The 25,261-nt window shown below is 66.3% G+C and carries 18 protein-coding genes and 3 pseudogenes; 6 read left to right on the top strand and 15 right to left on the bottom strand.

Features of this window, described 5'->3' with window-relative positions; translation table 11 throughout:
* From V7082_RS10535 to V7082_RS10495, 9 genes and pseudogenes are all read right to left on the bottom strand, one after another.
* Positions 1–407 (bottom strand): annotated as a pseudogene (locus tag V7082_RS10535) (hypothetical protein); the annotation flags it as partial.
* 318 nt (positions 408–725) lie between these two features.
* Positions 726–1,766 carry a DUF7146 domain-containing protein gene (locus V7082_RS10530; RefSeq protein WP_334148296.1) on the bottom strand — a complete coding sequence of 347 codons (1,041 nt, stop codon included), beginning with the start codon at positions 1,764–1,766 and terminating at the stop codon, positions 726–728.
* Positions 1,767–1,835: 69 nt separating this feature from the next.
* Positions 1,836–3,962, bottom strand: a complete 2,127-nt coding sequence (locus V7082_RS10525; RefSeq protein WP_334148294.1) for a ParB/RepB/Spo0J family partition protein — start codon at positions 3,960–3,962, stop codon at positions 1,836–1,838.
* Positions 3,963–4,113: 151 nt separating this feature from the next.
* Positions 4,114–4,911: pseudogene (locus V7082_RS10520) on the bottom strand (DUF932 domain-containing protein); the annotation flags it as partial.
* A 232-nt stretch (positions 4,912–5,143) separates the two neighbouring features.
* On the bottom strand, positions 5,144–6,553 hold the full coding sequence (locus V7082_RS10515; RefSeq protein ID WP_246670937.1) for a dihydrolipoyl dehydrogenase family protein: 1,410 nt from the start codon (positions 6,551–6,553) through the stop codon (positions 5,144–5,146).
* A complete protein-coding gene (gene merBA / locus V7082_RS10510) occupies positions 6,538–8,841 on the bottom strand; it encodes a bifunctional organomercurial lyase/mercury(II) reductase MerBA (RefSeq protein ID WP_012112815.1) in 2,304 nt (767 codons plus the stop codon). The genes V7082_RS10515 and merBA overlap by 16 nt, the downstream gene beginning before the upstream one ends.
* Positions 8,838–9,086 carry a hypothetical protein gene (locus V7082_RS10505; RefSeq protein WP_036742955.1) on the bottom strand — a complete coding sequence of 83 codons (249 nt, stop codon included), beginning with the start codon at positions 9,084–9,086 and terminating at the stop codon, positions 8,838–8,840. Before V7082_RS10505 ends, merBA begins: the two co-directional genes overlap by 4 nt.
* Position 9,087: 1 nt before the next feature.
* Complete coding sequence (locus V7082_RS10500; protein WP_012112816.1) at positions 9,088–9,384, bottom strand: heavy-metal-associated domain-containing protein; 297 nt, start codon at positions 9,382–9,384, stop codon at positions 9,088–9,090.
* Between the two features lie 21 nt (positions 9,385–9,405).
* The gene (locus V7082_RS10495; protein WP_039194744.1) at positions 9,406–9,831 is read right to left on the bottom strand and encodes a mercuric transporter MerT family protein; all 426 of its coding nucleotides are present in this window, start codon (positions 9,829–9,831) and stop codon (positions 9,406–9,408) included.
* An 86-nt stretch (positions 9,832–9,917) separates the two neighbouring features.
* Between V7082_RS10495 and V7082_RS10490 the strand changes: the two genes are divergently transcribed.
* On the top strand, positions 9,918–10,346 hold the full coding sequence (locus V7082_RS10490; protein WP_012112818.1) for a MerR family transcriptional regulator: 429 nt from the start codon (positions 9,918–9,920) through the stop codon (positions 10,344–10,346).
* Between the two features lie 16 nt (positions 10,347–10,362).
* Here V7082_RS10490 and V7082_RS10485 read toward each other — a convergent pair whose 3' ends face one another.
* The 6 genes and pseudogenes from V7082_RS10485 to V7082_RS10460 form a co-directional block, all read right to left on the bottom strand.
* Positions 10,363–11,289: an ArdC family protein gene (locus V7082_RS10485; RefSeq protein WP_012112819.1), complete on the bottom strand. Its 927-nt coding sequence runs from the start codon at positions 11,287–11,289 to the stop codon at positions 10,363–10,365.
* Positions 11,290–11,505: 216 nt separating this feature from the next.
* The gene (locus V7082_RS10480; protein ID WP_012112820.1) at positions 11,506–11,946 is read right to left on the bottom strand and encodes a hypothetical protein; all 441 of its coding nucleotides are present in this window, start codon (positions 11,944–11,946) and stop codon (positions 11,506–11,508) included.
* Positions 11,943–14,108, bottom strand: coding sequence for a hypothetical protein (locus V7082_RS10475; protein ID WP_012112821.1), 2,166 nt, complete (start codon positions 14,106–14,108; stop codon positions 11,943–11,945). Before V7082_RS10475 ends, V7082_RS10480 begins: the two co-directional genes overlap by 4 nt.
* Entirely contained in the window at positions 14,105–15,946 is a 1,842-nt protein-coding gene (locus V7082_RS10470) for a hypothetical protein (protein WP_012112822.1), read from the bottom strand. The genes V7082_RS10475 and V7082_RS10470 overlap by 4 nt, the downstream gene beginning before the upstream one ends.
* The gene (locus V7082_RS10465; protein WP_245283067.1) at positions 15,943–17,298 is read right to left on the bottom strand and encodes a tyrosine-type recombinase/integrase; all 1,356 of its coding nucleotides are present in this window, start codon (positions 17,296–17,298) and stop codon (positions 15,943–15,945) included. The genes V7082_RS10470 and V7082_RS10465 overlap by 4 nt, the downstream gene beginning before the upstream one ends.
* Before the next feature lie 329 nt (positions 17,299–17,627).
* Positions 17,628–18,047, bottom strand: a pseudogene (locus tag V7082_RS10460) (DUF932 domain-containing protein); the annotation flags it as partial.
* 275 nt (positions 18,048–18,322) lie between these two features.
* Between V7082_RS10460 and V7082_RS10455 the strand changes: the two are divergent.
* From V7082_RS10455 to V7082_RS10435, 5 genes are all read left to right on the top strand, one after another.
* Entirely contained in the window at positions 18,323–19,780 is a 1,458-nt protein-coding gene (locus V7082_RS10455) for a caspase family protein (protein ID WP_334148274.1), read from the top strand.
* 372 nt (positions 19,781–20,152) lie between these two features.
* Positions 20,153–20,872, top strand: a complete 720-nt coding sequence (locus V7082_RS10450) for a hypothetical protein (RefSeq protein WP_334148272.1) — start codon at positions 20,153–20,155, stop codon at positions 20,870–20,872.
* Positions 20,869–21,531 (top strand): hypothetical protein, encoded by a 663-nt coding sequence (locus V7082_RS10445; RefSeq protein WP_334148270.1) that lies wholly within the window; start codon positions 20,869–20,871, stop codon positions 21,529–21,531. The genes V7082_RS10450 and V7082_RS10445 overlap by 4 nt, the downstream gene beginning before the upstream one ends.
* Positions 21,532–21,534: 3 nt before the next feature.
* A complete protein-coding gene (locus V7082_RS10440) occupies positions 21,535–24,966 on the top strand; it encodes an ATP-dependent DNA helicase (protein WP_334148268.1) in 3,432 nt (1,143 codons plus the stop codon).
* Positions 24,967–25,074: 108 nt separating this feature from the next.
* The coding region (locus V7082_RS10435) for a hypothetical protein (RefSeq protein WP_334148266.1) at positions 25,075–25,261 on the top strand (187 nt) is incomplete at its 3' end.

The raw sequence follows: 25,261 nt of genomic DNA, 5'->3' as shown, positions 1-25,261 counted from the left end.
AGCTCGAACGCGTCCCTGCGTTCGATCAGCGTTTGCCCCTGGGCGGTGAGCCGTTCCAAGTCGACGGATTTAACCTCGGAACCGTCCTGCTCCCGTTGGCTCCGCCTCTGCGCCTGCTCGTTATCGTCGAGTTCGCGCTCGATCCGGTCGGTGGCGCGGTGGAAAAGATTGACGGTCGACCAAAGCAGATCGTCGAGGTCGGGCTCGAGGCGGGTGTCCTGCAGGGTGACGATCAGGGCGTCAAAAATGTCAGCGATGGCGCCGGCGACGGCGTTCCCGTTGGGTAGCGGCCTCGGGTCGAGTTCGTCCTGGAAAGGGCGGAAGCCGTAAAGCTGAAGTTCGGTCAGAACGTGGTCGGTAGGAGATGAAGCGTGATGGGGCTCGAAGTCGTCGCGATCGCTCGTCATGGGATGCTCCTTCGTCGGTCTGACCGCGACCCTCGCGGCCTTCTGGCGACGAAAGCCGTCGGGCGGGCCGGGCCTGCACCCGGAGCGAAGCGCAGGGCCCAAGCGTCAGCGGAGGATGGCGAAGCCCGGTTGTTTTGCTTCGCGATGCAAAGGCCCGAAGGGCCGGCGGAAAAGAACCGGGCGCAGCCATTGCCGGGTCGGACCGTTTGACGGCCGATCGCCCTCTCGAAGGCCGGGTCGCGGTCTCTCCGGCGAAAGGAGAACCCAGTCGGGCGGTCGTGCTGACAGCGCCGCCGCTATTGCCGCATCCCGGCGGAACTACATCGCATCGGTCGCGATGAAACGCACGACATCTTCTGGGGCGAGCTGGCCGCGGACGTTGGCCCAGAGTGCACCGATGCCGATGCGCCTGAGGTCCTCGTTGAAGTCTCCGAGCGTGGGTGACAGAACAATCGCCTCGATCCCAAAAGAGTTCGCCCGTTCGATCAGACTGTCGCGTGCGCCGTCACCGGCCGGATCGTCGTCACGCACGATGTAGAGTCGGCGGACCGTCGGCGGGAACAGCATGGCTGCGAGATGCGCGGCCGATAGCGCGGCGGCCATCGGCATAGGGGGTGACGCCATCCGCAGCGACAGAATCGTTTCGATGCCTTCTCCGGCGGCCATCACGTCACGCGCCACGCCGAATCGGACCGCGTGGCCGAGCAGATCGCCCATCGCCCGCCGCGGCGTGTCAATCGGCGCCTTGCCGCTACCGTCGAGTGCAAGCCAGGTGCGATGTGCGCCGGTGATCCGGCCGCCGAGATCGGTGACGGATGCGATCATCGCCGGCCAGCTCTCGGTCGGGCTATGCTCATCCGGCCGATAATAGCATCGCGGATGAAAGCGCAGCGATCCGGTTCCGTGCAAAGCCGTGATGCCGCGTTGACGTAAGTACGTCTCCACGAGAGTGCCCGGAATCGGCTGTGACATGGACAAGAGCCGGCGTGCCGCCTCCGCCGACCCGGTCGGTGCCGGTGCGAGGCGCCTCGATTGCGGCTCGGGGTCCGGGTGCGGCAGGCTGAGGAAGACTCGGGCTTCGTCGACGACATCCTTGAAGTCGAGCAGGCCGCGACTCTCACGGATGACGTCGAGCAAATCGCCATGCTCGCCGGTAGCGGCGTCCCTCCATTTGCCCGCAGCGCCCTTGCCGAACTCGGCGCCTTTCAGGCGGACGAACATGGACCGGCCCGGCGTGTTGCGGGCATCGCCGACCAGCCAGTAGCGACCCTCGCGGCGGCCATTCGAAAGATAGTGACGGCACACTGCCTCGGCCTGCCGCCCGAGACGTTGCGCCAGATCGGATGCATTGTCCGGCATCGTGTCCTCCGGAACGAAAAAGGGCCCGCCATCGCTGGCGGGCCCCTGACGGTGCGGTTGGCTCCTTCGTTACTCGGCCGCTGTGGCGTGGTGTTCGAGCGCGACCGATACATCCTCGGTCACTTCCTCATCTTCCACCACGACCGTTTCGCCGCCGTCCGCCGCCGTTTCTGCGCCCGCCGCATCGGCGCCCGCTTCGGCGGAATCAATGACGTCGGACTCAGCAACATTCGGCACGCAGCGACCAGGCGTGCGGAGCGGCTCCGGAAGCCATCCGGACCCGGCCAACAGCGTCTCGGCCTGTTCCGCCATCTCGGCCTTCTTCAGGTGCTCGATGCGGTCGCCCGCACGCGCGCCCTTCGCCTCCCGCACTGCTGCAAGGATGCGGGCCTTGGTGACGCGGCCGAAATAGTTGCCGATCGTCGGCGTCCAACCGGCGGCGACCATGTCGAGATCGATGGCTTGGGCGATGCGGTCGGCGTGTGCAAGGGCTCGAGGCTTGCGATTGTAAGCCTCATAGATCGCGTTGACCGACAACGACACGCAGTGCGCGAACAGCGCCTGACGGCTGTCGGTATCGAACGACATGAGCCCGTCCCAGAGATCGGCTGGCTCTTTGGGCAGGGCGGAGATCCAAGCCTGATGCCGGGTGTCGAAAGCGACGGCGAGCGCGCTGTCGGCAAGGCCCGGCGCCTGAGCACCGAATCCCGCGCTTTTCACATCGAGCTCCAGGCAGGTGTCCTGTGCGTAGCGGTAGAATACCTTGAGGCACAGGGCATGAAGCGCCGCGACGAACGCGATGTCGGGATTCTCGCCCAGGGTATGGCGAAGGGCTAGAGTCCTGTGGGCGGTCAGCTCGGTCATCAGCCGGTCGGGAATCGGCTTGATGCCATCGTCCTCTTCGGGCTCATCCGCAGGAGACTCCGCGCCTGCGCTCGCATCGTCGTCCTCGGCTTGGACTGCGATCGCATCCTCGTCGGCGGGATCGGTCTCGACGTCGGCCTCCGAAGCAATCGGAAGCTCATCCTCGGGGCGAACGTAGCCACGTTCGACGCGCAGGACCCCCGAGCCGTCGATGCTGACGAATACGCCAGCACGCGCGACCTCGTCGGGATCGAAAGCCTGAGGACGATCGTCGAAGGCGGCAAGCGCCGTCTCGATCTCGCCGAGCCGCTGATCGACCTCATCGGGCAACTCGTCGGCTTCAGCGTAGGTCTCCTCCAGACCGTCCATCTCGGCCTGCAACGCATCACGGGTCGCCTGCTCCTCGTCAGTGAGCGGAATCTGCTCGCCGCGCAGTTGCCGCAGGCCATAGGTGTGGCCGTAGGCGAAGTTGGGCGCGACATCGATCCACCTCCAGCCTTCGGCGCGGATCGCCTCGGACTGCTCCCGAAGCTTCTCGGCCACCAGCGTGTCGAGGAGACCAACATCCTGCAGCCAGCCGCCGTCGTCGCCCTGGAACAGGTCGCGCAGAATCACGCCGCCCGCCTCAGTGTAGGCGTCGAGGCCGATGAACTGCGCGCGCTTGTCCGAAGCTCGCACCGCACCCTCGGTCAGCATCCGGCGAATGACGTGCGGCTCCTTGGAGTAGGACTGGCTCAGCCGCTCGAACACCTGCTCCTGCCGCTCGTGGTCACCGTTGACGGTGAACGCCATGAGCTGGTCGAGAGTCATGCCATCGTCGGCATAGACGTCGAGGAGCTTGGGCGAGACCGACGCCAGGCGCAGGCGCTGCTTGACCACCGATACGGCGACGAAGAAGGCCGCGGCGATGTCTTCCTCGGACTGGCCCTTCTCGCGCAGCGTCAGGAAGGCCCTGAACTGATCGAGCGGATGCAGCGGCGCGCGCTGGACATTCTCGGCGAGGCTGTCCTCCTCGGGGATGCCATCGTCGCGCACGACGCAGGGCACTGGCGCGGTCTTGGCCAAGCGCTTCTGCTTGACTAGGCGTTCGAGCGCGCGGAAGCGACGGCCGCCGGCCAGAACCTCGAACATGCCGGTCTCGACGCCGTCGGCATCGCGACCCGGCCGCACGGTGATGCTCTGCAGGAGCGTGCGCCGGGCGATGTCCTCCGCCAGCTCCTCGATCGAGACGCCGGCTTTGATCCGGCGAACATTGGACTGGCTCAGCACCAGCTTGTTGAAAGGGATGTCCCGCGACGAGGACAGGGTGATCTTCTTAACAGCAGTAGCCATCGGGATGTACTCCGCGACGGGCGGCCGAAAGCCTCTCTCTCGGCCTCCAACCCGTCACGAAGCGAGCGCAGCCCTCTTCCTCTAGGAGGTTGGGGCTGCGCAGAGGCGTAGAGGCGTGAAGCCGCAAACCCGGCTCCACGCCTCGCGGTGTTTACCGGACGCTGGAAAGGAGCTTCGCGGCCTTGCCCTCCAGCTCCAGCCGCGAATCCTGATGCGGCTTGGTGCGGGCAAGCGCCGTGATCCCCTGGACGAAGTCGAAGATCGACTCTGGTGGACGCCCTTCTTCCTCCAGCACGGTGGCGATGATCTTCTCGGTCTCGGGACGTGAGAAGCCGCGGCGGCGCAGGAAGCTTTCGCGATCGTCATCTTTGCGGGCGACGATCTGTTCGCGAGCCGCCCTGATCCCGGCCAGAAACGGCATGGGCGACGACGTGGCGAAGCGTTCCAGCGCCGGCGCCGCCTGATGCGCGAAGCGATGGCTGGCGAACTTGCTGTGGCGGATCGAGATCTCCTCGAGGCCCTCCGCGCCCCAGATGTTGCGATTCATGCAAACCGCGCGGAGATAGAAGGCCGCCATTCCAAGCGTCTTCGAGCCGACCTCGCTATTCCAGCAATAGAAGCCCCGGAAATAGAGATCGGGATCGCCATTGGGCAGGCGGCCGGCCTCGATCGGATGGGCGTCATCGACCAGGAAGAGGAAGACGTCGCGATCGGAGGCATAGAGCGTGGTGGTGTCCTTGGTCACTTCGACGAACGGGTTGTGCGTCATGGTCGACCAGTCGAGCAGGCCCGGCACCTTCCACCTAGTGTCGCCTGTCCCTTCACCGGCGATCTTCATGACCGCGGCGACCAGCTCATGGTCCCAGATGCGGCCATAGTCAGGACCGGTGACGGCGCGCAGCTCGATCCGCCCGTCATCGGCTTCCAACGTCTTCACCAGCTCGGCGCGTTATCTGAACAGTCAAGCTGTCTCAGCGGACTTTCATCAGCCGAAACCAGCCGATCTGGCGGCGTTGCGCGGTTTTAGAACGGGTGAGACACTCGGGAGTATCTGGAGGGCTGCTCTTCGCATTGCGGTTCGTGGTTTTTACGACTGCTCAGCGAACCGAATGCGACTGGTGAAGGGATTTCTTTCGTGCAGACTGCTCCGCGGCCGTACCGGTCGACCACCTCACTTACGCTCAAAGCATCTCGCCGATATCTGACGCGCCGCTGGGATATGCGAACATGGTGGTCTTCAACTGCTCTGCCGTCAGCCCTTGCCTGATCGCCAGTGCAAAGATGTTGATCACTTCGTCAGCGTGCGGACCGACAAGATGGGCGCCGAGGATGCGGTCAGTGTCCGCGTCGACCAACGTTTTGAAGCCATACACCGTCTCGGCCTGCTGGCGTGCGGTGAACCAGCCGTCCACGCGCTCGGTCTTTACGCGAACGTTCAGGCCTTTCTCACGCGCCTTGGCTTCGCTCATGCCGACGGCTGCGATCGGCGGGATGGTGAAGGCGACACTCGGAACGCCTGTGTATTCAGGCCTGACCGTGTTGCCGTTGAGCAGGTTCGCCGAGACTACCTTCGCGTCATGGCTTGATACCGGAGTGAGCGGCGGTCCTAGGCCGGCGGCATCACCTGCTGCGTAGACCGCGGGGTTGGAGACGCTTTGCAAAAATCCGTTCAACGCCAGCCGCCCGTTATGGTGCTTTACGCTCCCGGCATCGAGATCGAGCGTCGCGAGCGCCGGCGCCCGACCCGCGGCATGGACGACCAGATCTGCGTCCATATCGAGTTCGCCGTCAGGACAGTCCGCCCGGACGCGATAGCCGTCTGATACCTTCTCAATGGCGGTCACCCCTGCCTGTGTGCGGACATTGATGCCGCGCTCGCTGAACTTGTCCATCAGCCAGCCGACGAGATCGGGGTCGAATTGCTTGAGCATTCGCTTCCCGTGCTGAAGAATTGTGACCTGTGCTCCGGCGCGCGCCGCGATGTGCGAAAACTCGGCCGCGATATAACCGCCGCCGACAAGGACGATGCGTTCAGGCAGGCTCTCCAGTTCCAGGAAGCCTTCATTGGTGATCAGGTGCTGCTCGCCCGGAATGCCGAGCGGCACGGCCTCGGCGCCGGCGGCGATCACGATACGGTCCGCCTCGATCCTCTCTCCTCCGAACTCGAGCGCATTCGGGCCGATAAAGCGAACGTGACCGTGGAAGGCGTGAATCCCTTTGTCGGCAAAGGCTTTCTCACGCTTCTGCGGTACCGGATCGGTGAAGCTGCGCTTGAAGGCCATCAGTCCCGTCCAATCGAGCGTCGCGTCCCCTTCGATTCCACGTCCGCTCATGCGCCAGGCGTGATCAGCCGCCTCGGCGCCGCCGACCATCATCTTCTTCGGATCGCAACCGCGCAAGGCGCAGGTGCCCCCGAAGGGCCGGAAGTCCGCGACGGCGACGCTCCAGCCAGCCGCACGAACCCTGTGTGCTGTTACGATCGCAGCCGTTCCCGTGCCGATGATCGCAAGGTCATATCTCTTCGCCACTAGATCTCCTCCAACATTGTCACGTTCGACATCCGAGCCTTCACGGCTCAGCCGGCGCAGCATGAGAGCTTCGCCACGTCCTTGTCGAAGGCAAGAGCCGCGAGCTTCAGGCCCTCAACGGTGGTGAGATACGGAAAGAGCGTATCCGCGAGGTCGTCGACGGTGAGGCCGTGCCGGATTGCCAGGGCCGCCGTCTGGATGCTGTCGGCTCCCTCCGGTGCGAGGATATGCGCCCCGAGCAGCCGGCCGCTGCCAGCGTCGGCGACGAGCTTGATGAGCCCGCGTGTGTCTCGGGCGGCAATCGCGCGCGGCACCTGGTCGAGACCGATCGTGGAGACACGGACGGCGTGGCCGGCGGTCCGCGCAGCCGCCTCTGTCAGCCCGACGCTCGCCACCTGCGGATCGGTGAAGACGATGGCCGGCATGGCACTGTTGTCGTAGCGCAGGCTGTCGCCGTTGAGGGCGTTCTTCGCCGCGAGCTTGGCACCGTAGGCGGCCATGTAGACGAACTGATCGTGACCGGTGACGTCGCCGGCAGCGTACACGCCCGATCTTGTCGTGCGCATGCGGTCATCGACGAAGATGCCGCCCTTCGGCGAGAGAGCGATCCCATGCTCGGCGAGCCCGAGACCTTCGATATTGGGCGCGCGGCCCGTCGCCACGAGCACCTGATCGGCGTCGATCGTGACGTCCTTGCCGTCGCGATGGACAGTGAGTGCAACACCGTCCGCGGTCTTGCGGATCGTCCGGTACGTGATGCCGGAAATCACCGCGATGCTCTCGTCCATGAAATACCCCGTCAGCGCCGTGCCGATCTCGGGTTCGGCCTCCGGAAGGAGACGCGAGCGGCACACCAGCGTCACCTCGACGCCGGCGCGGGCGAACATCTGGGCGAGTTCGGCCCCGATATAGCCGCCGCCGATCACGAGCAGAGATCGGGGCAGCGCCTCGAGATCAAGCGCCGTCGTGCTCGTCAGGTATGGCACGGTCTCGATGCCGGGGATGACAGGGACGGCCGGTCGCGCGCCGGTCGCGATGATGATCTTGCCGGCTGAGACAAACGTGCCGTCCACCTGGACGCCGCCGTCCACGATGCGCGCCGGCCCTTCGCGATAGGCGATGCCGTTGTAAGCCGGGAGCAGGTCGGCGTACTTGGCCTGACGTAGCTCCGAAACCAGCGCGTCCTTCTGACGGACGGTTCCGCCCCAGTCGGTCAGTTCGGCCTCGGCCGTGATGCCGGCGAAACGTGCCGCGGCTCGGGCATTGTGGAGCGTCTCGGCGGCGCGGATCAGCGTCTTCGACGGCACGCAACCGATATTGACGCAGGTGCCGCCGATGGTGCCGCTGCCGATGAGGGCCACCTGGGCGCCCTGATCGGCTGCCGTGATCGCGGCCGAGAAGCCGGCCGAGCCGGCGCCGATGATGGCAAGGTCGTAGGAACCATTGTTGCGGCCATTCGTGCCAAGGCGCCGATGCGTCACGGGCCTGTCCGGCGATGCCGTATCGCCCGACGATTGAGGCTCACCTTGTGTCTCGGCCGCGTTGTTGCCGTGGCCGGCGATTGTGCCGATTCCGGCAAGGCTGGGCCCGAAGATCGCCCGACCTGCTTCGAGAGCTTCCTCGATCGACAGCCGGAATCCCGGCTCGTCTGCAGGACGCTGCCGGCGCCACGCGGCGAGGTGATCGTCGGAACAGAAGAAGGATGTTGCAGTGCACAGCGAGTTCGCAGCGCATCCGCCTTCGTAATGGACGCTGAGCCATACGACGGCCGTCGTCGGCTCAACGTCGGCCAGAGCCCGGCCCCGTTCCTGCGTGGTGATCCGGACCGGCGCGCCGCAGTGGCGGCAGCGCGAGACGATCGAGATGTCTTGGTCGGTCATAGCGCCGATGCCGAGCGCGTCGACCGCGCACATCGCAGTAAGAGTGCGTCCGTCCAGTGTGACCCGGTGGCCGGTGTCGCGGTCGGTGAAGGGATACGCGCCGACAATCATGTCGCCATCGAGTACGACGAGGTCGCGACGGCGGAGCTCTTCGAGCAGCGCACGGACGGCTTCCTCGCTCAGCCCCGCACGCTTGGCAAGCGCGCTTGGGGTCGGGGCTCGCCCGTGTTCGGCGTAGAGCTGTAGCAACGCAACGCGCACGCGATCCGTGGCCGCCTCGTAGCCGCTCCAGCGGTTGAGCACATGGTCGGAGCCGACCATGGCCAGCAGGGCCTCCTTCACCACGGGTGACGAAACCACCGACCAGTCCGGAAACGTCACACCCGGCCGCACGGCCAAGCTCGGCACCGTTGCGGATGTAGAAACCGTCGCCTTGTCGCGGGACGCGGAGGATGTGCAGCAATCGTTCATGGCTTCAGGCCTTCATTCAGAATCTTCGTGTTGGAACAGACGACCTTTGCACGGCGATGATGGATGCCGCAGGCGACAAGCCCGAGGCCCGCGGCGATCAGGGAAAGCACGACCAGACCCGAACCCGTCAACCACGCGCCGAGGCCGGCCAGCGGCGGGGGCACGGCAAGGAGTGGCGCCGCGCAGCAGATCGCAACGACAATGGCGCCTGCGGCGCCGGTGCGGATCAGGGCGCGGTCATGCATGTCAACTGCCTTGCTCCTGCGTCGGGCGGGCCGGATAGCCGGCATTCATGCTGGCGGCCGCGATGGCATCCGGGGTCGTCTGCGCGTCGTCGAAGGTCACGGTCGCGGTCTTGGCTTCGAACGAGACGGCCACCGTCGAGACCCCGGGGACCGCCGCCATCGAGGTCTTCACGATGTAGGGGCAGGAGGCGCAGGTCATGTTGTCGATGGCGAAGGTGACTGTGCGTTCGGTAGCGAACACGGCAGGCGCGGTCATCACCGACATGATCAAAGCAAGAGCACTCAAACTCTTCTTCATGGGACGGGTCTCCTCTTGGTGTCAGGCGGAAAGCAGCAGCGGGGCGACGTAGTCGAATGCGAAGGCGGCCGCGACGAGCACCGTCGCAAACCAGAGCGCGATCTGGACAATGCGGCTGGGGATCGGGCGCGCGCAGGCAGCATCCTCGGCGCAGGCCCGCCTCGGCTTCCAGTAGACGAGATAGAAGCCGTAGCCGAGAACGCCCGTCGTCCCGGCGACGAAGAGCGGCTTGTAGGGCGCGAGCGCCGTCAGATTGCCGATCCAGGCGCCACCAATGCCTAGGCTAAACAGGATGAGCGGGACGATGCAGCACGAGGAGGCGGCAAGCGCGCCGAGAATGCCGCCGACGGCGACCAGGCGCTGCCGTCCGACTTCGGCTCGGTCCGACGCGAGCACGTCGGTCGTGGCGGACGTCATGCCCGCCGTGCTGGGTCGCGATATATCCATGTCCGATCTCGCTTTCCTTGCCGAAATCCTCATTGCGCAGTACCATGCGGTCTGTAGCAACTACAGGGTCAAGAGGGATTTTTGCGATGCGCGATCACGCTGGCGTGAAGGGCCTGCAGCGGGCTGAGCTCGCCCGGCGGACGGGCAGCAATCTGGAGACTGTGCGCTACTACGAGAAGGTCGGGCTCCTGCCCGAGCCACCGCGCACGGCGGCCGGCTACCGCAGCTACGACACGACGCACGAGCGGCGCCTTCGCTTTGTGCTGCGGGCACGCGAGCTCGGCTTCTCACTCGACGAAATCCGCGAGCTGTTGCGCCTGGTCGACGAACGCGACCAGCCCTGCGCCGAGGCAAGCGCGGTCGCCGCCGCGCATCTCGACGATGTGCGGGCGAAGATCGCTGACCTGAAGCGCATGGAGCGGGTGCTCAAGGACGTCGTCGCGCAATGCGCCGACGGCACGCGGCCGGAATGTCCGCTGATTGAGGCGCTGTTCCGGGAGCGAACTGTCAACTGATCGGGTCGAGGAGCGCCTATGCGGCGCCCCTGACGTCGTTCCGGCAAGCGTTGCCCTGCTGGGCGTGCAGCCAGTCGGCGATCTGCTGCGCCTTGGCTGCGGCGGTGAAGATCGCGCGCTTGTCGGAGCGAAGCACCTCGAGCCAGGAGGCGATATAGCTGGCGTGGTCGGGCCGCGGCTCGACGCTGAGATGGAGGTCGGCGCAGATCATGGCGCTCAGGAGCTCGACCGTGCATTCCTCCATAGCATAGGCGGCCGAGCCGAACCGTCCGGAGAGATCACGGTCGAGGCGATGCCTGGCGCCGGAGGCGTGCCCGCATTCGTGGAGCAGCACGGCGTAATAGGCTGCGGCATCGCGGAAGCAGGCGAAGTCGGGCATCTGCACGTGGTCGGTGGATGGGCGGTAACAGGCCTGCGATCCGCCGTGGCGGATGTCGATGCCGAGCGCTGCGCAGAACCGTTCGGCCCGCTCGATGCGCTCGGCCTCGGGTAGCACCGGTATCTCGGGCGGCGTGTAGCCGTCGACCTGCGCGCAGTTGAAGACCGTGTAGCCGCGGGCGAACATGCGCCGGGCGGGCTCGTCGCGATCCTCGTCGCCGTCCTGTACGTCTGCCTTGCCGTGGCGATCGACGGTCTTCCAGAACACGACGAGGTGCCCGCGCTCGCCCTTGCGGACCTGGGCGCCGAGCGCCTGCCACTGGCGATAGGTGCCCCAGATGCCGGCGGGAAAGCCGGCGGCGTGCGCGGCGGCCCAGAGTGCGATGACGTTGACGCCACGATAGGCCTTGCGCGAGGCGACGTTGACGGGCGTAGTGATGGCCGATCCGTCGTGGTGCCAGGGCATCCGGTACTGGTCGGCGCCGGCCTCGATGGCGGCGATGATCTGGCTGGTGACACGCTCGTAGATGTCGTTCCGGGGCTGGGGTGTGCGATCGGTGGTCATGGCTGCCTCCTGTGTTCGCCCTCTCCGTCGAGGGCGAGGCGGCAGGGGCAGACGCGGGAAGCCGGGCCGTCACACCCTGTTCTCGGTGCTGGTGCGGAACAGGGTTGATGGGCCGGCAGCGTCTGCCACAACCCGAGCCCTGCCTCGACGGGCGAGCACGGGAGGCAGCCATGACCGGCGAGCGGCGCCTGGACCGGTCAGGATGAAGCGCGGCTGTCAGCCGGTGCCGTCCAGAGGCGGACGCCGCAACGGGACGACCCTGGCGTCCACGGATCGAGACAGCTCCGCTCGCAGACCTTCGATGACGGCATCTCGCTCGGCGAGCTGCAACGTCAGCATCTGGATGTGCTGCGCGAGCGTCCGGGTGAGCGCCCGCAGCTCCGCCATCTCGGCACCACGCACGGCGCGTAGTTCCGCTTCCAGAGCATGGATGCGTTCCTTGAGGGCCCTGGGCGACGATCGCCGCAGGCGGGCTTCGGCCGCGCGGAGCTCGGCGAGAAGATCGCCGGCCCGGTTCGCCGTCGCTCGGCTGACGCCGGCCTCGCGCGCCAGGTTGGCGACGGTCAGCGCCCCGTCGGTGCGTTCAGGGCGGCCGTCGAGCAACCGCTTCATGGCAGCCCTTAGCGCCGCTTGGCTCTTCGGCCCGAGCGCGGTCATGCGTCACCGTCCATGAGAGGCGCGATCAGCCGGCACTTGCGCTCGTTGTCCCGCAGGATCGCCGTGCGCTGCAGCGGCGATAGACGCCGGTCGGCCAGAAGCGCTTCGCCCTCGACGATCGAGGCCTGCCACGGTTCGCGGTGCCGGGCGGTCAGGCAGGCGTTCGGGCACCGGTCGGGGCTGCAGCGCGATAGGGCCGGCGCCGTCCGCTCGGCATCTGGCGCGCCGGTGAGGCAGAGCGCGGTCGCTGCATCGAACAGGCAGTCGTTGAGGAAACCGACATGCAGGGTCCGCCCGAGATGGGCAACCATGGTGCGCAGCCGCTTGCGGTCCAAGATCCGGCCGGGAAGATCGCCAAGTTCCTCCTGCACGCGGCCGAACTCGCGTCGCAGTCGCGCAGCACCCGGTCCCGCCGGGCCTTCACGGCGAAGATAGGCCTCGTAATGGGCGACAATGTCGTCGAGCTGGCCGAGTGCACGTTCGCGCTCGATCGCCAAGCGGAAGTCGGCCTGCGCCGATCCGGCATAGCCTTCGAACATGGCGACCGAGGCGTGCTTGTACTGGATCTTGCCGGCGACCGTGCCGAACGGCCGGTTGGCGATGTACCAGGCGATCGTGCGTCGGAGCTGCCGGGTCGTAAACTTCCAAGGCTCGTCGCCGATGCGCGGAATCGCCGGCGCGGCCTCCGAGCGCGTGTCGAGGCCCTCGCGGAAAAGGTTGAGTGTCGGCGTTGCACCCATCCCGAGATGATCGTTGCTCCAGGGCCAGTCCTTCAGCGCCACCCACAAGGATGACAGTTCCTTCTCTCGGCGATTGCGTGCCGAGAGAACCTCCATCACCGCGACGGCGCGAGCGACGGGCTCGATCGTGATCCAGTCGGCCGTGACGCCGCGCGCGCCATGGCGCTTGTACACCGTGCTGCGCAGCCGGTACCGCTCGACCAGGCCGTCGGCGCTGCGCACCGGCGACACGCAACCCGGCTGCATCGCCTGCACCTCGCTGTCGCGCATGCCGGTGAGGTAGGCGCAGACGAGATAGCAGGCGCCCTGCAACATCCGTTCTTCGCGGGCGAGGCTGAGGCCGTCGAAGCGCTCGCGCCATGGCAGTCCGGTGTCCGGATCGATCGAGATCGGCGTATCGAGCCCGCCGATCTCGGTTCCGAGCTCGGCGGCTGCCTTCTCGATCAGTCGTGCAGTCGGCTCGGACTGGCTGATGCGGCCGCTCTGCGGAGCGCCGGCGTGAAGGCGCATCAGATGGAGATTGTAGGGCGGGGTCTCTTCGCCGGTGAGCGGGTCGATGCGGCGGGCCACATTGGGCGCGTGCTCCCAGATCGGCACGCCTCGGCCCATGGCCCGGCGCACGTCGAGCCACTTGGCCACGCGGGCGCGATAGTTCTTGGCCACGGCCCGTCCGGCCCGCGCGTCCCGCGCCATCAATCGGGCGCAGCGGGCTTCGAGAGCGTCAAGCTCGGCCCGCGCCGCGAGGATATCGGGCGCATAGACCTCGACATACTTGAGCGCCCAGCGCAGCATGGCGCCGATGACCGGCTCGGGAATGCGCGGCGTGGCGTTCTCGGCGGGCGCTGGCGGCCGGCCGGCAACGCGGTGCGCCGCACGTCCACGCCACGGCAGGAAACCGATGCCGCCGCCGGTTAGCCATGGCGCCAGGTGATGCAGGTCGATCGGCACCTCGACATACTTCACCGTCTCGTGAGGCGTTCGCCGTCCGCCGTCACGGGCATACGCCAGATAGGCGTCGAGCAGCGCCTGATCGATCCGGCTGAGATCGACGGCGCCAGTCCTTGCGCGGAGGAACGCGGCGAAATGCTGGATGTAGCGCAGCAGGCGGATCGCCGAGGTCGCGCCGCAGGGCGCCCGATATCCCGGCACATGGATGCGCAGGCGGGCGATCACGTACTCCTTCGCCAGCCGCCGCGTGACGGGATCGGCGATGCGGGCGAGGTTCAGCCGGTAATTGCTGTAGCGGGCGTTCACCCGGAAAATGGCGGCGCCCAGGTCCCAAAGATCGTCACCGAAGCGCGGAAGTCGCGTGCGGTCGGCATCGTCCCTGACCGCCACGCCGGCAAGCACGGGCTCGTCGTTGCCATAAATGGCCGAAGGCAGCGACGCGTGCTGCGGCAGCTTGATCGGTGCCGGCATCATGGCGCTCTCGCTTCGGGCGGCAGGTAGAGGAGCGCGGGGTCCGATGACCCAATCCGACGGGCTTCCTCGATCTCGGCGTCGGCGAACCGGGGCAGAATCTGTTCGGCGATGCGTCCGTGAACCCGGCCGAACTTGGCGATCCAGTCGGCTTCGCTCAGCACCTGCCGCTGCGCCCGGATGAAGTTGAGGAAGGCCAGGAGCGCGGGCACCTTGCGGGCGGTGACCACGGCATTGCTGCATTCGAGACACCCCCAGAAGGGGGACGGACAGGCCTCTCCCTCCGAGCCGAACGGGCTGTTGTAGAAGCCGCCGCAACTGGCGAGCCAGACGTCCTGCTCGCCGCCGAACAGCGCCTTGACCGCGGCGGCGCCGACAACGGGAAGGCCGGTCGCCTTGTCGGGATCGGTCTGGACGGCCGCTTCCTCCTCCGACGACAGGACACAGGGGGGGAACGCGGCGTCGAGCGCATCGGTCATGGCGTCGGCAATTGTCGCCTCGTGCAGATGACGAAGCGCGGGAATGTCGGCGTAGTGGTCGGCCGCGACCGCGACAGTGTGGCCGACGGCGAAGCGGTCGAGCTGGCCGCCCGTGCGCCGGTACCATGCCGCCTTATGCGTCTTGCGCAGGCGCGTCAGATTGAGGCGAAGGCGTTGGCCCCGCTCATCAAGGATGCCGTGCCGGCGCGTCCATGAAGCCGCGAGCTCCTTCATGCTGAGCACCCGAGGGGTCAGGCGGCCCCAGGCACAGTGCGCCCAGAGCGTGTCGGCGCCGAGCCGGCTTCTCGCCGGACCGGTCCACTGCAGCGCCTTGCGGATCAAGCCGCCCGGCGTCGAGGAACCGCCGTCGCGCACACGCAGCCGCTTCCACTCGGCGCCGCGCGCCCGACGCTTGCAATACTCGATCTCGACATAGCCGCCCGCCGGGTTCTTCAGGCAGTCCGCTCGCAAGCCCTTGATCGCTTCGATCTCCATGCCGGTGTCGAGCGAGATAAGCACGATGAGCGGCACGAGATCGGCGGCGATGAGATGCCGGCGGCCATGCAGATCGTGGATCAGGCGATCGTTCGGCAGGCCACTCTCGCGGCGGAGCGTGTAGAGTCGCTTGAAGAGAGGGTGCCTGTGCCCGATGACGCCTTCCGCGTCGATCACTTCCATTACCTGTTTGTGGGTTGCTGCCAGCGCCTTGCTCCGATCGGAATCCTCGACCGCCGGAATACGATCGGCCTCGCCCAAGCGGCGGATGATGGCGGCGAGATCGGTGCGCGCCGCCTTCCGCAATGCCGCGGCGACATCATCGCCATAGGCATCGCGCGGCCTGGCGCGCACGCCGGGCCGATCGCTCGTGTACATCAGCCGGCGTGAGGCATCGGGCGGCAGGTGGCTGGGCTCCGCGGCCTCGGCAAGCCGCAGCAGGTTGAGCACCTTGCTCATGCGGTGCAGGCGGTGATTGGGATGCAGGCCGCTCCCCTCCATCCAGGAATCGAAGCCGTCGATGCAGACGGCACTGACGTCGGAGAGACGGGCGACGTGCGATCCGGCGGAATCGAGATAGCGCCAAAATGTCTTGAGCGCATTGGCATAGGCGTAGGCCGTCGAGATCGAGCCGGCCGGACCACCGACCTGGCAGGCGCGCCAGAGCGCGCCGGCAAAGGTCCGCGCCAATGCCTTGCGGCCGGCGAGCATCGTCAGGTCGATCGTCTTGCTGCGATCCGCCAGCGTGACGGTAAAGCGCAGCGATGCGATCGCAGCGGCGGCCTCGCCCTCGGGATCGGGCAGCGCCTCGGGAAAGAGGGCGCGGCGACCCGGCCGCCGCACCGATGGAGCCGCCGCGGCGGTCATGCCGCGCCGCCAGCCGTGTCTTCGGCCCAGCGATCCGCGGCGGCCTCGACCAGCTCCTGCGCCTCGGCGAGGCTGTCGAGATAGATGTAGGTGCTGGTGATACTCGCATGCCCCAGCAGGTGCTGGAGCTTCTGCAGAGGATCGCCGAGAATCCGCCGATAGGCTGCGCCGTGCTGGTCCTGCGGATCGAACACGGATCCGATCTGCTCGCGGATCAGCATGGAGAGCATGTTGACGGCGAAGGTGTGCCGCAGCGTGTGTGGCGTCACCTCGACCTCGATGCCGAAACGGCGGCAGCGGGTGCAGGCCCGCCGAAAGGCAGCTTCCCAAGTCGCCGAGGGCACGGGCTTGCCGCCTTCAGTCAGCCAGAGCAAGGCATGCTGCGCCTGGCCGGGCGTGCCGACCAGCACGCGGCGGCGTTCGCCCAGCGTCAGACGGTCGAGCCGGACACGCTTGCCCGCCGCGTCTGTTGCCTTCCCGTCCTCCAGCATCAGCCAGAGCGGATCGGACACCGAAGGCTCTGAGCGCGCGGCAGAGACCGTGCGCTCGAGATCGACATAGTCGCCGATCAATCTCAGTACCCGGCGGGGAACGCGGATGCGCCGTGGTCGTCCGCCCTTGGCGATCGGACCGGGGAGATCGAACGGCACCGAGCGCGATTCGGGATCGGTCAGGCGCGGCAGCTCACTCAGCAGCAGACTGCCGGCCTCTGTCAGCCGCAGGCCGGTCGTGACGAGAAGCTCGGCAAACAACGCATTGCGCTCGCCGTTGCGGCCGCGCCACGTCGCGTCCTCCGAGCCGTCGGGAAGCCGGCCGCGCAATCCCACCTCGCGGAACAGCAGGTAGCGGCCAAGATCGATGTAACGGGTATCGTGGCGCCGCGCGGCGCGCTCGCGGGCACGGTTCGTCGTCACAGCGAGCACTGCGCGGCTACCGCCGGCCCTGCGAAGGGTGGCGCCGTAGCTGAAGGGCGAGATCGCAATGATTCCTTCCTCGACAGCCCAGCGATAGAGCTTGTCGAGCGCGGCAACGCTCCGGTTCCAGCTCGCAGCCGAGATGCGGTAGGGAGCTGCCGACAGCCGACGCGCCCGGTGAAAGGCCAGGACATCGTCGCGGCCGGCCTGCCAGACCGTCTTGCCGCCGCGCCGTTCGACAAGAAAGCGCGCCCAGACGAGAATGTCGCGGGCGTAGGAGCGCCACGTGTTCGGCGATCGCGCTCCCATAGCAGGACAGGCACGAAAGAACCGGTTGAGAGCGAGATCGTAGCTGCCGTCATCCATCAGGATGAACGGCATGCCGTGAATCAGCCCGGTGCGCTCGACCGCGTCGAGCGCACCGGGCGCGAGGCTCACTGCAAGGTCATCAAGGAAAAGCGGACGCGAAATAGTGTCAAGATCGGTAAAATACAAATGCACGCACGATACCCAAGCGGAGCGCCTTCGGCGCAACTTCATTGTTTAGAATGCGAGGGGTTCCCCTCGCGCTCTCCCGCTCGCCGCGTGGCAGGGGTGCAGGACTTAGCCTGCACCCCATGAACAGCTTGTCGTGCCGCCGCCGCGTCAAGCGTTGTCCTCGCTACGCTGCGGGAACGCTTGACCCGGACGTCTGAAGAGCTTCACCGGAGCCGTGGTGAGGCGCCTCCAATGCATGATTCTGAGACAGGATCACAGAGTCAGGATAAGGCCCGGTGCGAGAGCAATCCGTGCTGCATGTTGATTCCGGCAAGCGGCGCGGGAAGCTGCCGCATATAGCTGGCCGGGGCGCCGACCAGGCTGCACATCTGACCAAATGACCAGTGTGTCGGCGCGATGGCTTCGTCGCGGCCCGGGACTATCAACGCCAGGCGCTCGGCGTCGTCGCGACTTGCTTCGATGCGAAGGGCCCGGGTCTCCACGGTGCGGGCGCTGGCTCGATCAGCACGTGCACGAACGGCAGCGTAGAGCTCGCTGAGCGAAAGGTAGCGCTCGTCGCCGGGTCGCGAGAACCACTCGGACGACACGCGCCCGATCCGTTCGCCGCGCGAGATGTCGACCTTATAGCCGGCTGAAACCGGCGGGGCGCCGAAGGCGTCTTGCCCGGCGAGCGTGCTTATCTGAGTCATGGCAGAATCTCCATGACGGGCCAGCCGGGAGCCTCTCTCTCGGCCTCCAGCCCGTCACGAAACCCCCGTCTGCACTCTCACTCTCGGGGCGCGGGGTTCCCCCGCAGAAGGGGTCGGCCGAGACGAAAGGCTCGGCCGCAGGGGAAGGCCTTCCCCACCCGAGGGTCGTTGCCTCACGGCCTTTCCGGGTTGGAGGACCGGAAGCGATTATAGAATTGGGACTGCCATGGAGCGGCCAAGCGAGAAATCTGGATGACGAGGAATTCGAATTGACGGTGAAACGGAAAATGGCGGCGCTGGTGATCGGGAACGGTGCCTACCGCGATTGCGGCGTGCTGAAGAACCCGGTGAACGACGCCGACGACATGGCGACGAAGCTCAGGTCCTACGGATTCCATGTGGTCTCGAGCGCCGACGCGACGCGCATCGACATGGACCGCAGGCTCCGCGAGTTCAAAGACCTGCTCGCGACCAATGACGTCGGGCTGTTTTTCTTCGCCGGGCACGGCATGCAGATCGACGGAACGAACTACCTTCTCGCAACCGACACGGACACCTCGTCGGAACTCGACGCGAAGCACAGCTCGCTTTCGCTCGATAAGGTCATCGACACGATGGCGAAGTCACAGGCCTCGATGAAGATCATGATTCTCGACGCCTGCCGTAACAACCCGTGGGAGCGGGCTTGGCATCGCGATGCATCGACGCGGGGCTTGGCCTCGGTGTACGCCCCGAAAGGCACGATCATCGGCTTTGCGACCTCGCCCGGCGAAGTCGCCGAAGACGGCACAGGTCGCAACGGTACCTATACCGCCGCACTGCTGCAGCATATCGACACGCCGGATTGCTCGATCGAGACGATGTTCAAGCGGGTGCGGAACACCGTGGCGGCCGAAACGCGCGGGAAGCAGACATCCTGGGAGCACACCTCGCTCTCGGGGGAGTTCTATTTCAACATGAGCCTCGGCCGTGTCATCCGGGAATATAAAGAAACTTCGCTCGCCGACGGCCTCTTCGTCATCGACACGAGCAAGAAGTCACACCGGATCATTCAAGGCCTGAAGAGCCACAACTGGTACACGCAGAACGACGCCTTGGAGATGCTTGATGCGGCATCGGCTTCGAAGATGGCGGATGACAGCCTGTTCGTCGTGGGGCGCAACATCTACCAAACCGCCTGTGGTGGCGCGAATGCGGCGATCCCTTTCGCCACGAACTTCCTCACCGAGACGAGCGGCTATCCCCCGGAGAAGCGCAAGGCGCTTCTGGATGGCATGTTGTTCGAGATATTCTTCAACCCGAAGGGGGAGCTGCGAGAGGCGATCAAGGACGGCTACTTCGACGAGCTCTTCGAGTTGCAGCGATATGCCGAGACCAAGGAGAGCTTCCGGTTCATCAGCGACGCGCTGCAGGCTGCCCGCGGCGATTTCTATGCGCTGCCGGGCAAGAACCGCGAGGTCGCCGTCACTGTCGCGACCAAGAAAATGAAGGACGGTTATAGGGTGGAGGCCGTGTTCGTGGACGGCGCCGATGTCTTGCGGGCGAAAGACGAGGAATGGGACGTGCCCGAGGCGGAGCGGTTCTATGAACGCAAGGATCTGGACGCGCTCGTCAGGCAGCTGTCGGCCGAGATGGTGGTCCCCGGCCGATCGCTCAAGGTGACATTCACGCCCATTGCGGCGGCGAACGCCGAGTTGCGGTTCCCGACGGGGTGGACGGTTCGCAAGGTTTGAGCCTGGTTCGCGTCCGCGGGCGGTGCCGGCTCGGCCAGCGGGGACAATCGTGTCGTTAAATTCAAACGGGATATCAGACGTTTATGGGCCAACAACAGAACATGTCGTGCTGGGCGGCCGGCGCGTTTTCCGCTAGGATCAGCCTGCAATTCGCTAGCGCTGTGCCGGTCGCGGCGAAAAAAAATTGTGCGGCGACGTAGATTCCCTTTCCGGGTTCCCTAGGACGACGCGATCAAGGTAGTGACGGGCCGGCCATCAGGTCACCCGGTCTGACCGCTGTTGCGAGAGCATGGGGGGACGATGGCGCGACCGTTAACGAAAACCGAAGCGGACGGGACGCTCTACCGCCGACCTGCACCTGTCGAGGCGCAGGTGGATGAGGCGGTGCAGCTGAAGTTACCGGATCTGCAGAGCCGACTCTTGGTCACGGACAGGAATGACGCCGCTTACTTGCGGTCAGAATGCCTCGTGCACCTTCTGCGCCACGGCCGTCGGGCTGGGGATCAAGCGCTCATGAGCGCGGTGCTGCCGGTCCTGCTCAGTCGATGCGAGGCCAATCTTTTGGTCACCGTTCCTGACGGCCGCATGCCGGATGCCACCAGCCTGCGCCAGGACATCCTGGATGAGCTCACCGAACTCTTTGTGCTCGACGGCTTGGGAGAGAATCCCGCCGAGCTCGACTTCTATGAATGCCGCTTCAACAAGGCGTTTCGGACTCTTCGGATCGACGCCGTTCGCCGGGCCGCCCGCCGCAGCAAGGAGATCATCGATGTGGCCGCGCTCCCGCCGTCCGAGGCCGAAGGTGAGCCCGACGCCTACGAGGATGCGTTCGCGCGCGTCTCGGACGCCTTCAAGGTCTTTCCGACCCAGGAGTGGGATGCTTTCCGGGAACCGTTCGTGAACGCGATCGAAGCCTTGCCGCCCGACGAGCGCGAAGCGGTCATCCTGGTCCATGTCCTCGGCTACAAAGAAGAGTCCGAAGACCCGAATGAGGAGACGGCGGCGACGCGCTGCAACTGCACCGGACGCACCATTCGCAATCGGCTGACGCGTGCTGCGGGGAAGCTCGCGCGTTTCAAGGAGGATTTATGAGCCAGACCCTCAATGCAAATCCGCACAGCTTAAGGGACGCGTTCTATGCGCTTTCCATCGCTCAGGACATTCCGGACGCCAAACTGCTGGACGACATCGTGCGGCGTTATCCCAAGTTCGGCGAGGAGCTGACCGAATTCGCCATTGCGCTTGCGGTCGATGCGCTCCGGGGCGAGCGCGTGATCGAGGCGGCCGAGGCGGCGCTCGATCCAAATGTGGTCAGTCCCGCGGTGAGCCGCGCGATCAGCCATTTCCAGAACCGACTTCACGCGGTGACGGTCGACGCGCGCGCAACGGAGGCGAAGCGAGCGCCGGCGACCTCCGCGGATGCGCCTAATCCGTTCTTGGCGCTGCCTCGCCAAGAATTCCGCGCGCTGGCCGAGCGGCTAAACGCGAACGCGGTGTTTGTCGGCAAGCTGCGCGATCGTCAGATCGACCCGAGGACGATGACGTCCGGGTTTCAGCGGCGGGTCGCCGAGGAGCTGAAAGCACCACTCGAGGTCGTGGTTGCGCATTTCGCTGCCAGCCAGTCGGCGCCGGCGCGACAGTTCTTCAAGGCCGAAAGCAAACCGTCGGCCGGCGGCCAGCAGACGTTCGAAGAGGCGGTCAGAAGTTGTGGCCTCACCGAGGCCCAACAACAGACGCTCCTGGAGCTTTGATACGTGGACGCCTTCGAGCCCATCCGGTCCAAGGCCGCAGCGCTTCATGGCCAGCTGGTCTCGGAGGGGTGTGACCCGTTTGACCCGCTCGCGCTCGTTCTGGCCGCCGCCGCCAAGCTCGATCTCCAGGTCGTCTGGCTTCCTGCCGGCGATCCTGCACTGAAGGGCGCGCGGGCTCTGTACGACGACCAAGGCGGCACCGTCTGTTGCGAGCAGGAGCCTGATCCGGCGACACGTGCACTGTTGGTAGCACACGAAATCGGACACGCCGATCTGCATGCTGGATCGGCGGTGTGCGCCAGCGGCGACATCGATCCGTCGAGAAGCACGGAGGCGGCGCCCGTCGGATTGCAGCGGGTGGAAGACTACGGCGCTCGCGAGCGGCGCGAACTGCAAGCCAATGTCTATGCGCGCGAACTCGTCCTCCCGCGCGTAGTCGCGCGGGACCTGCATGTCTCACGCGGGATGACGGCGAGCGCCATCGTCGATCGAACGAAACTGTCCATGCCTCTGGTTCGCCAGCAGTTGTTCGACGCGCTCCTCTTGCCGCCCTTGGGCGACATTGAAAGCGAGCCGTCCGTCGGTGTCGTCGCGACGCCGAGGCACGACCCGTCACAAGATCGCGCTGCCGCACACCGCGACACACCGTTTCAGCTGCAGGCCGGCCCGGGCACGGGCAAGACGCGAACCTTGGTCAAGCGGGTGCTGTCGTTGCTGGCCGACGGTATCGACCCGGCGGCCATTCTTGTCCTGACATTCTCCAACCGCGCCGCCGGCGAACTCTCCGAGCGCCTGATTGCGGCCGCGCCGGACGCGGCGCCTAAGCTCTGGATCGGCACCTTCCACGCCTTCGGTTTGGATCTGGTCCGCCGCTACCATGACAAGCTCGGGCTAACGCCCAACCCGGCGCTCTTCGACCGGAGCGACGCGATCGCGGTTCTCGAAGAAATTCTGCCGACCCTGCCGCTGGTCCACTATCGCAATCTCTGGGATCCGGCGATGGTCCTGCGCGACATCGTCGCGGCCATCTCGCGTGCCAAGGACGAGCTCGCCGATCCGGCGCGCTATCGCGCGCTGGCGCAAGGCATGGCGGCCGAGGCCGTCGACGAGGAGGCGCGCATCGCAGCCGCGAAGTGTCTCGAGATCGCCGACATCTATGATCTCTACGAGCAGGCGCTGCGAAAGCACGGCGGCGTGGATTTCGGCGATCTGATCATGCGCCCGGCGCGCCTCCTCGAAACGGACGAAGCCACGCGCATCGCGGTGCAGCTGCGGCACCGTCACGTGCTCGTCGATGAATACCAGGACGTCAATCGCGCCAGCGCCCGTCTCCTGAAGCTGGTCGCCGGCGACGGCGAGCGGCTGTGGGTGGTCGGCGACGCACGGCAGTCGATCTACCGGTTTCGCGGCGCCTCATCGGAGAACATGGTGCGCTTCGGCCGGGACTATCCGGGCGCAGCGGTTGACCAGCTCGGCGTCAATTATCGCTCGACGGACCAGATTGTCCGCAGCTTCGTCGCCGTCGCACCGCGGATGGGCGCCTCCCACGGCATGCTGGCGCTGGCGCTCGAGGCGGACCGCGGCGCCGCGCCGAGCCGCCCTGAAATTTGCCGCTTCGAAACGCTTGACGATGAGGCCGCGGGCCTGGCGGCGAGCATCCGTGAGCTCGAAGGCGCAGGCGTGCGGCTGCGCGATCAGGCCGTGCTCTGCCGCACCAACGGACGCCTCAATGAGATCGCCGCGGCGCTGGAAGCCCGCGGCATTCCCATCCTCCATCTCGGGAGCCTCTTCGAGCGCGAAGAGGTCCGCGATCTGCTCTGCCTGCTGAGCCTGGCCGTCGATCCGTTTGGCGACGCCATCGTGCGCGTCGGCGCGATGCCGCGCTACGGCCTCTCGCTGCAGGATGCGTATTGCGTTTCCCGGCACCTGCGCTCAATTGGCAAGCCAGCGCTTGCCGGCCTCGCGGAGGCCTCGGCCGCGCCGGGCTTGTCAACAGCCGGGCGCGCGGGGGTCGAACGGCTGGCCGCAGACCTGGCCGGCCTGCGCGCGAACGCGAGCGCCTGGGATTTCCTGGCCACCTACCTGCTCGACCGGACGGACCTTGCAAAACAGCTTAGCCAGGCGGACAGCCTCACCGCACAGATGCGTGCGGTCGCCATCTGGCAATTCCTCAACTTCGTCCGCGAACAAGTGCCGGTCGGCGGCGGCTTGCCGATCCAGCGGACGCTGGACCGTGTGCGCCAGCTCGTCTTGCTGGCCGAGGAGCGCGATCTGCGCCAGGTCCCGGCCGCTGCGCTGCATCTGGATGCCGTGCGGCTGATGACGGTGCACGGCAGCAAGGGCCTCGAGTTCGAGGCAGTCCATATCCCCGGCCTGACGGTCGCAAGCTTTCCGAGTTCGAATCGTGGTCAGCGTTGTCCGCCACCGCGCGGCATGGTCGAGGGTGCCGGCGATCTTTCGCCCGCCGACGAGGCGAAGCGCGCGCATGACGACGAAGAGGAGTGTCTCTTCTTCGTCGCGCTGTCGCGCGCCCGAACGCACCTGCGTCTCTACCATGCGCGCAAGCAGCGCAATGGGAGCGGTCGATCTGCCTCGCCCTTCTTAGGTTGGATACCGGCGACCCTCCTGGACGAGATCTCGAATCCACCGACTCTTCCGCTGCCGGCAGGCGCGTCCACGTCGCAGCCGATCGCGATCGCCTGGCCGGCCGACTGGTCCGTCACGGACAGCCGTCTGGGGTCGTATGAGAAGTGTCCGCGCCGGTTCTTCTACACCCACGTTCTGGGCCTCGGCGGGGCGCGCAAGCCCACGGCCTTCTCGCGGACCCATGACTGTCTCTACGATCTGCTGCGGTGGCTTGCCGATACGCGGCGCACGGCCGAGCCCACCGTCGCGGACGCGGAATCCGCATTCGAGAAAATCTGGGGCACGCGGGGCCCGACGGATCACGCCTTTGCAGCGGACTATCGCCGGCTCGCATCCCGCTTGATCGGAGCACTGGTCAGATCCGGAGCCGGACGGCGGTTTCGCGAGGCGCAGCCTCTTGCGATCGATTTTCCCAACGGGCGGGTGGTAGTGGAGCCGAACGAGCTCGCCGAGCTGCCCGATGGCACGGTCGTCATTCGCCGGGTGCGGACCGGTCACAAACGCAGCGACGAATATGACCGGCTCGAATACACGCTTTATCATCTTGCGGCGGAGAGCCAGTTCGGCGGTCGCGCGGTCGTTCAGGCGCTGCATCTGACCGATGAAACGGCGGAGGCCGTCGCCATCAGCGCTACCAAGCTCGGCAACCGCAAGAAGAAGAGCGACGGGATGCTGGCCGGCATCGCCGGCGGCGCCTTCCCGACCGAGGTGGACGTCGTGACGTGCCCGCGCTGCCCGCACTTCTTCGTCTGCGCCGCGACGCCGCCAGGCCCCCTCACGCTCGACTAGAGTCCGCGCCGTCGCCTTTCCGGGTTCCTGCTCCGCCGTCGATCAACTGAGCAAAGGGACGGAGACAGGCACTAGGGCCTCGCACTTCGATCCCCGGAGTGCAGACACATGAAGTCCATCGACCTGTTCTACCAGGGCGAGGGTGTCGGCGAGATCGCGCACATCGAGCTCGAGCCCGACGCCACCTTCGCCATCCTCAAGGGCCTCTTGGCCGACAAGCACGGCGTCGCCTCGGATGCGATGCTCTTCCTCGAGGACGAGGACGAGCCCATCGACGAGGCCGTGCTGCTCAAGG

The sequence above is a fragment of the Hyphomicrobium sp. genome (genome assembly GCF_036833075.1).
Lineage (GTDB): Bacteria > Pseudomonadota > Alphaproteobacteria > Rhizobiales > Hyphomicrobiaceae > Hyphomicrobium_C.
The sequence above is the reverse complement of the archived record's forward strand: the minus strand, read 5'-3'. Positions and strand labels throughout refer to the sequence as shown.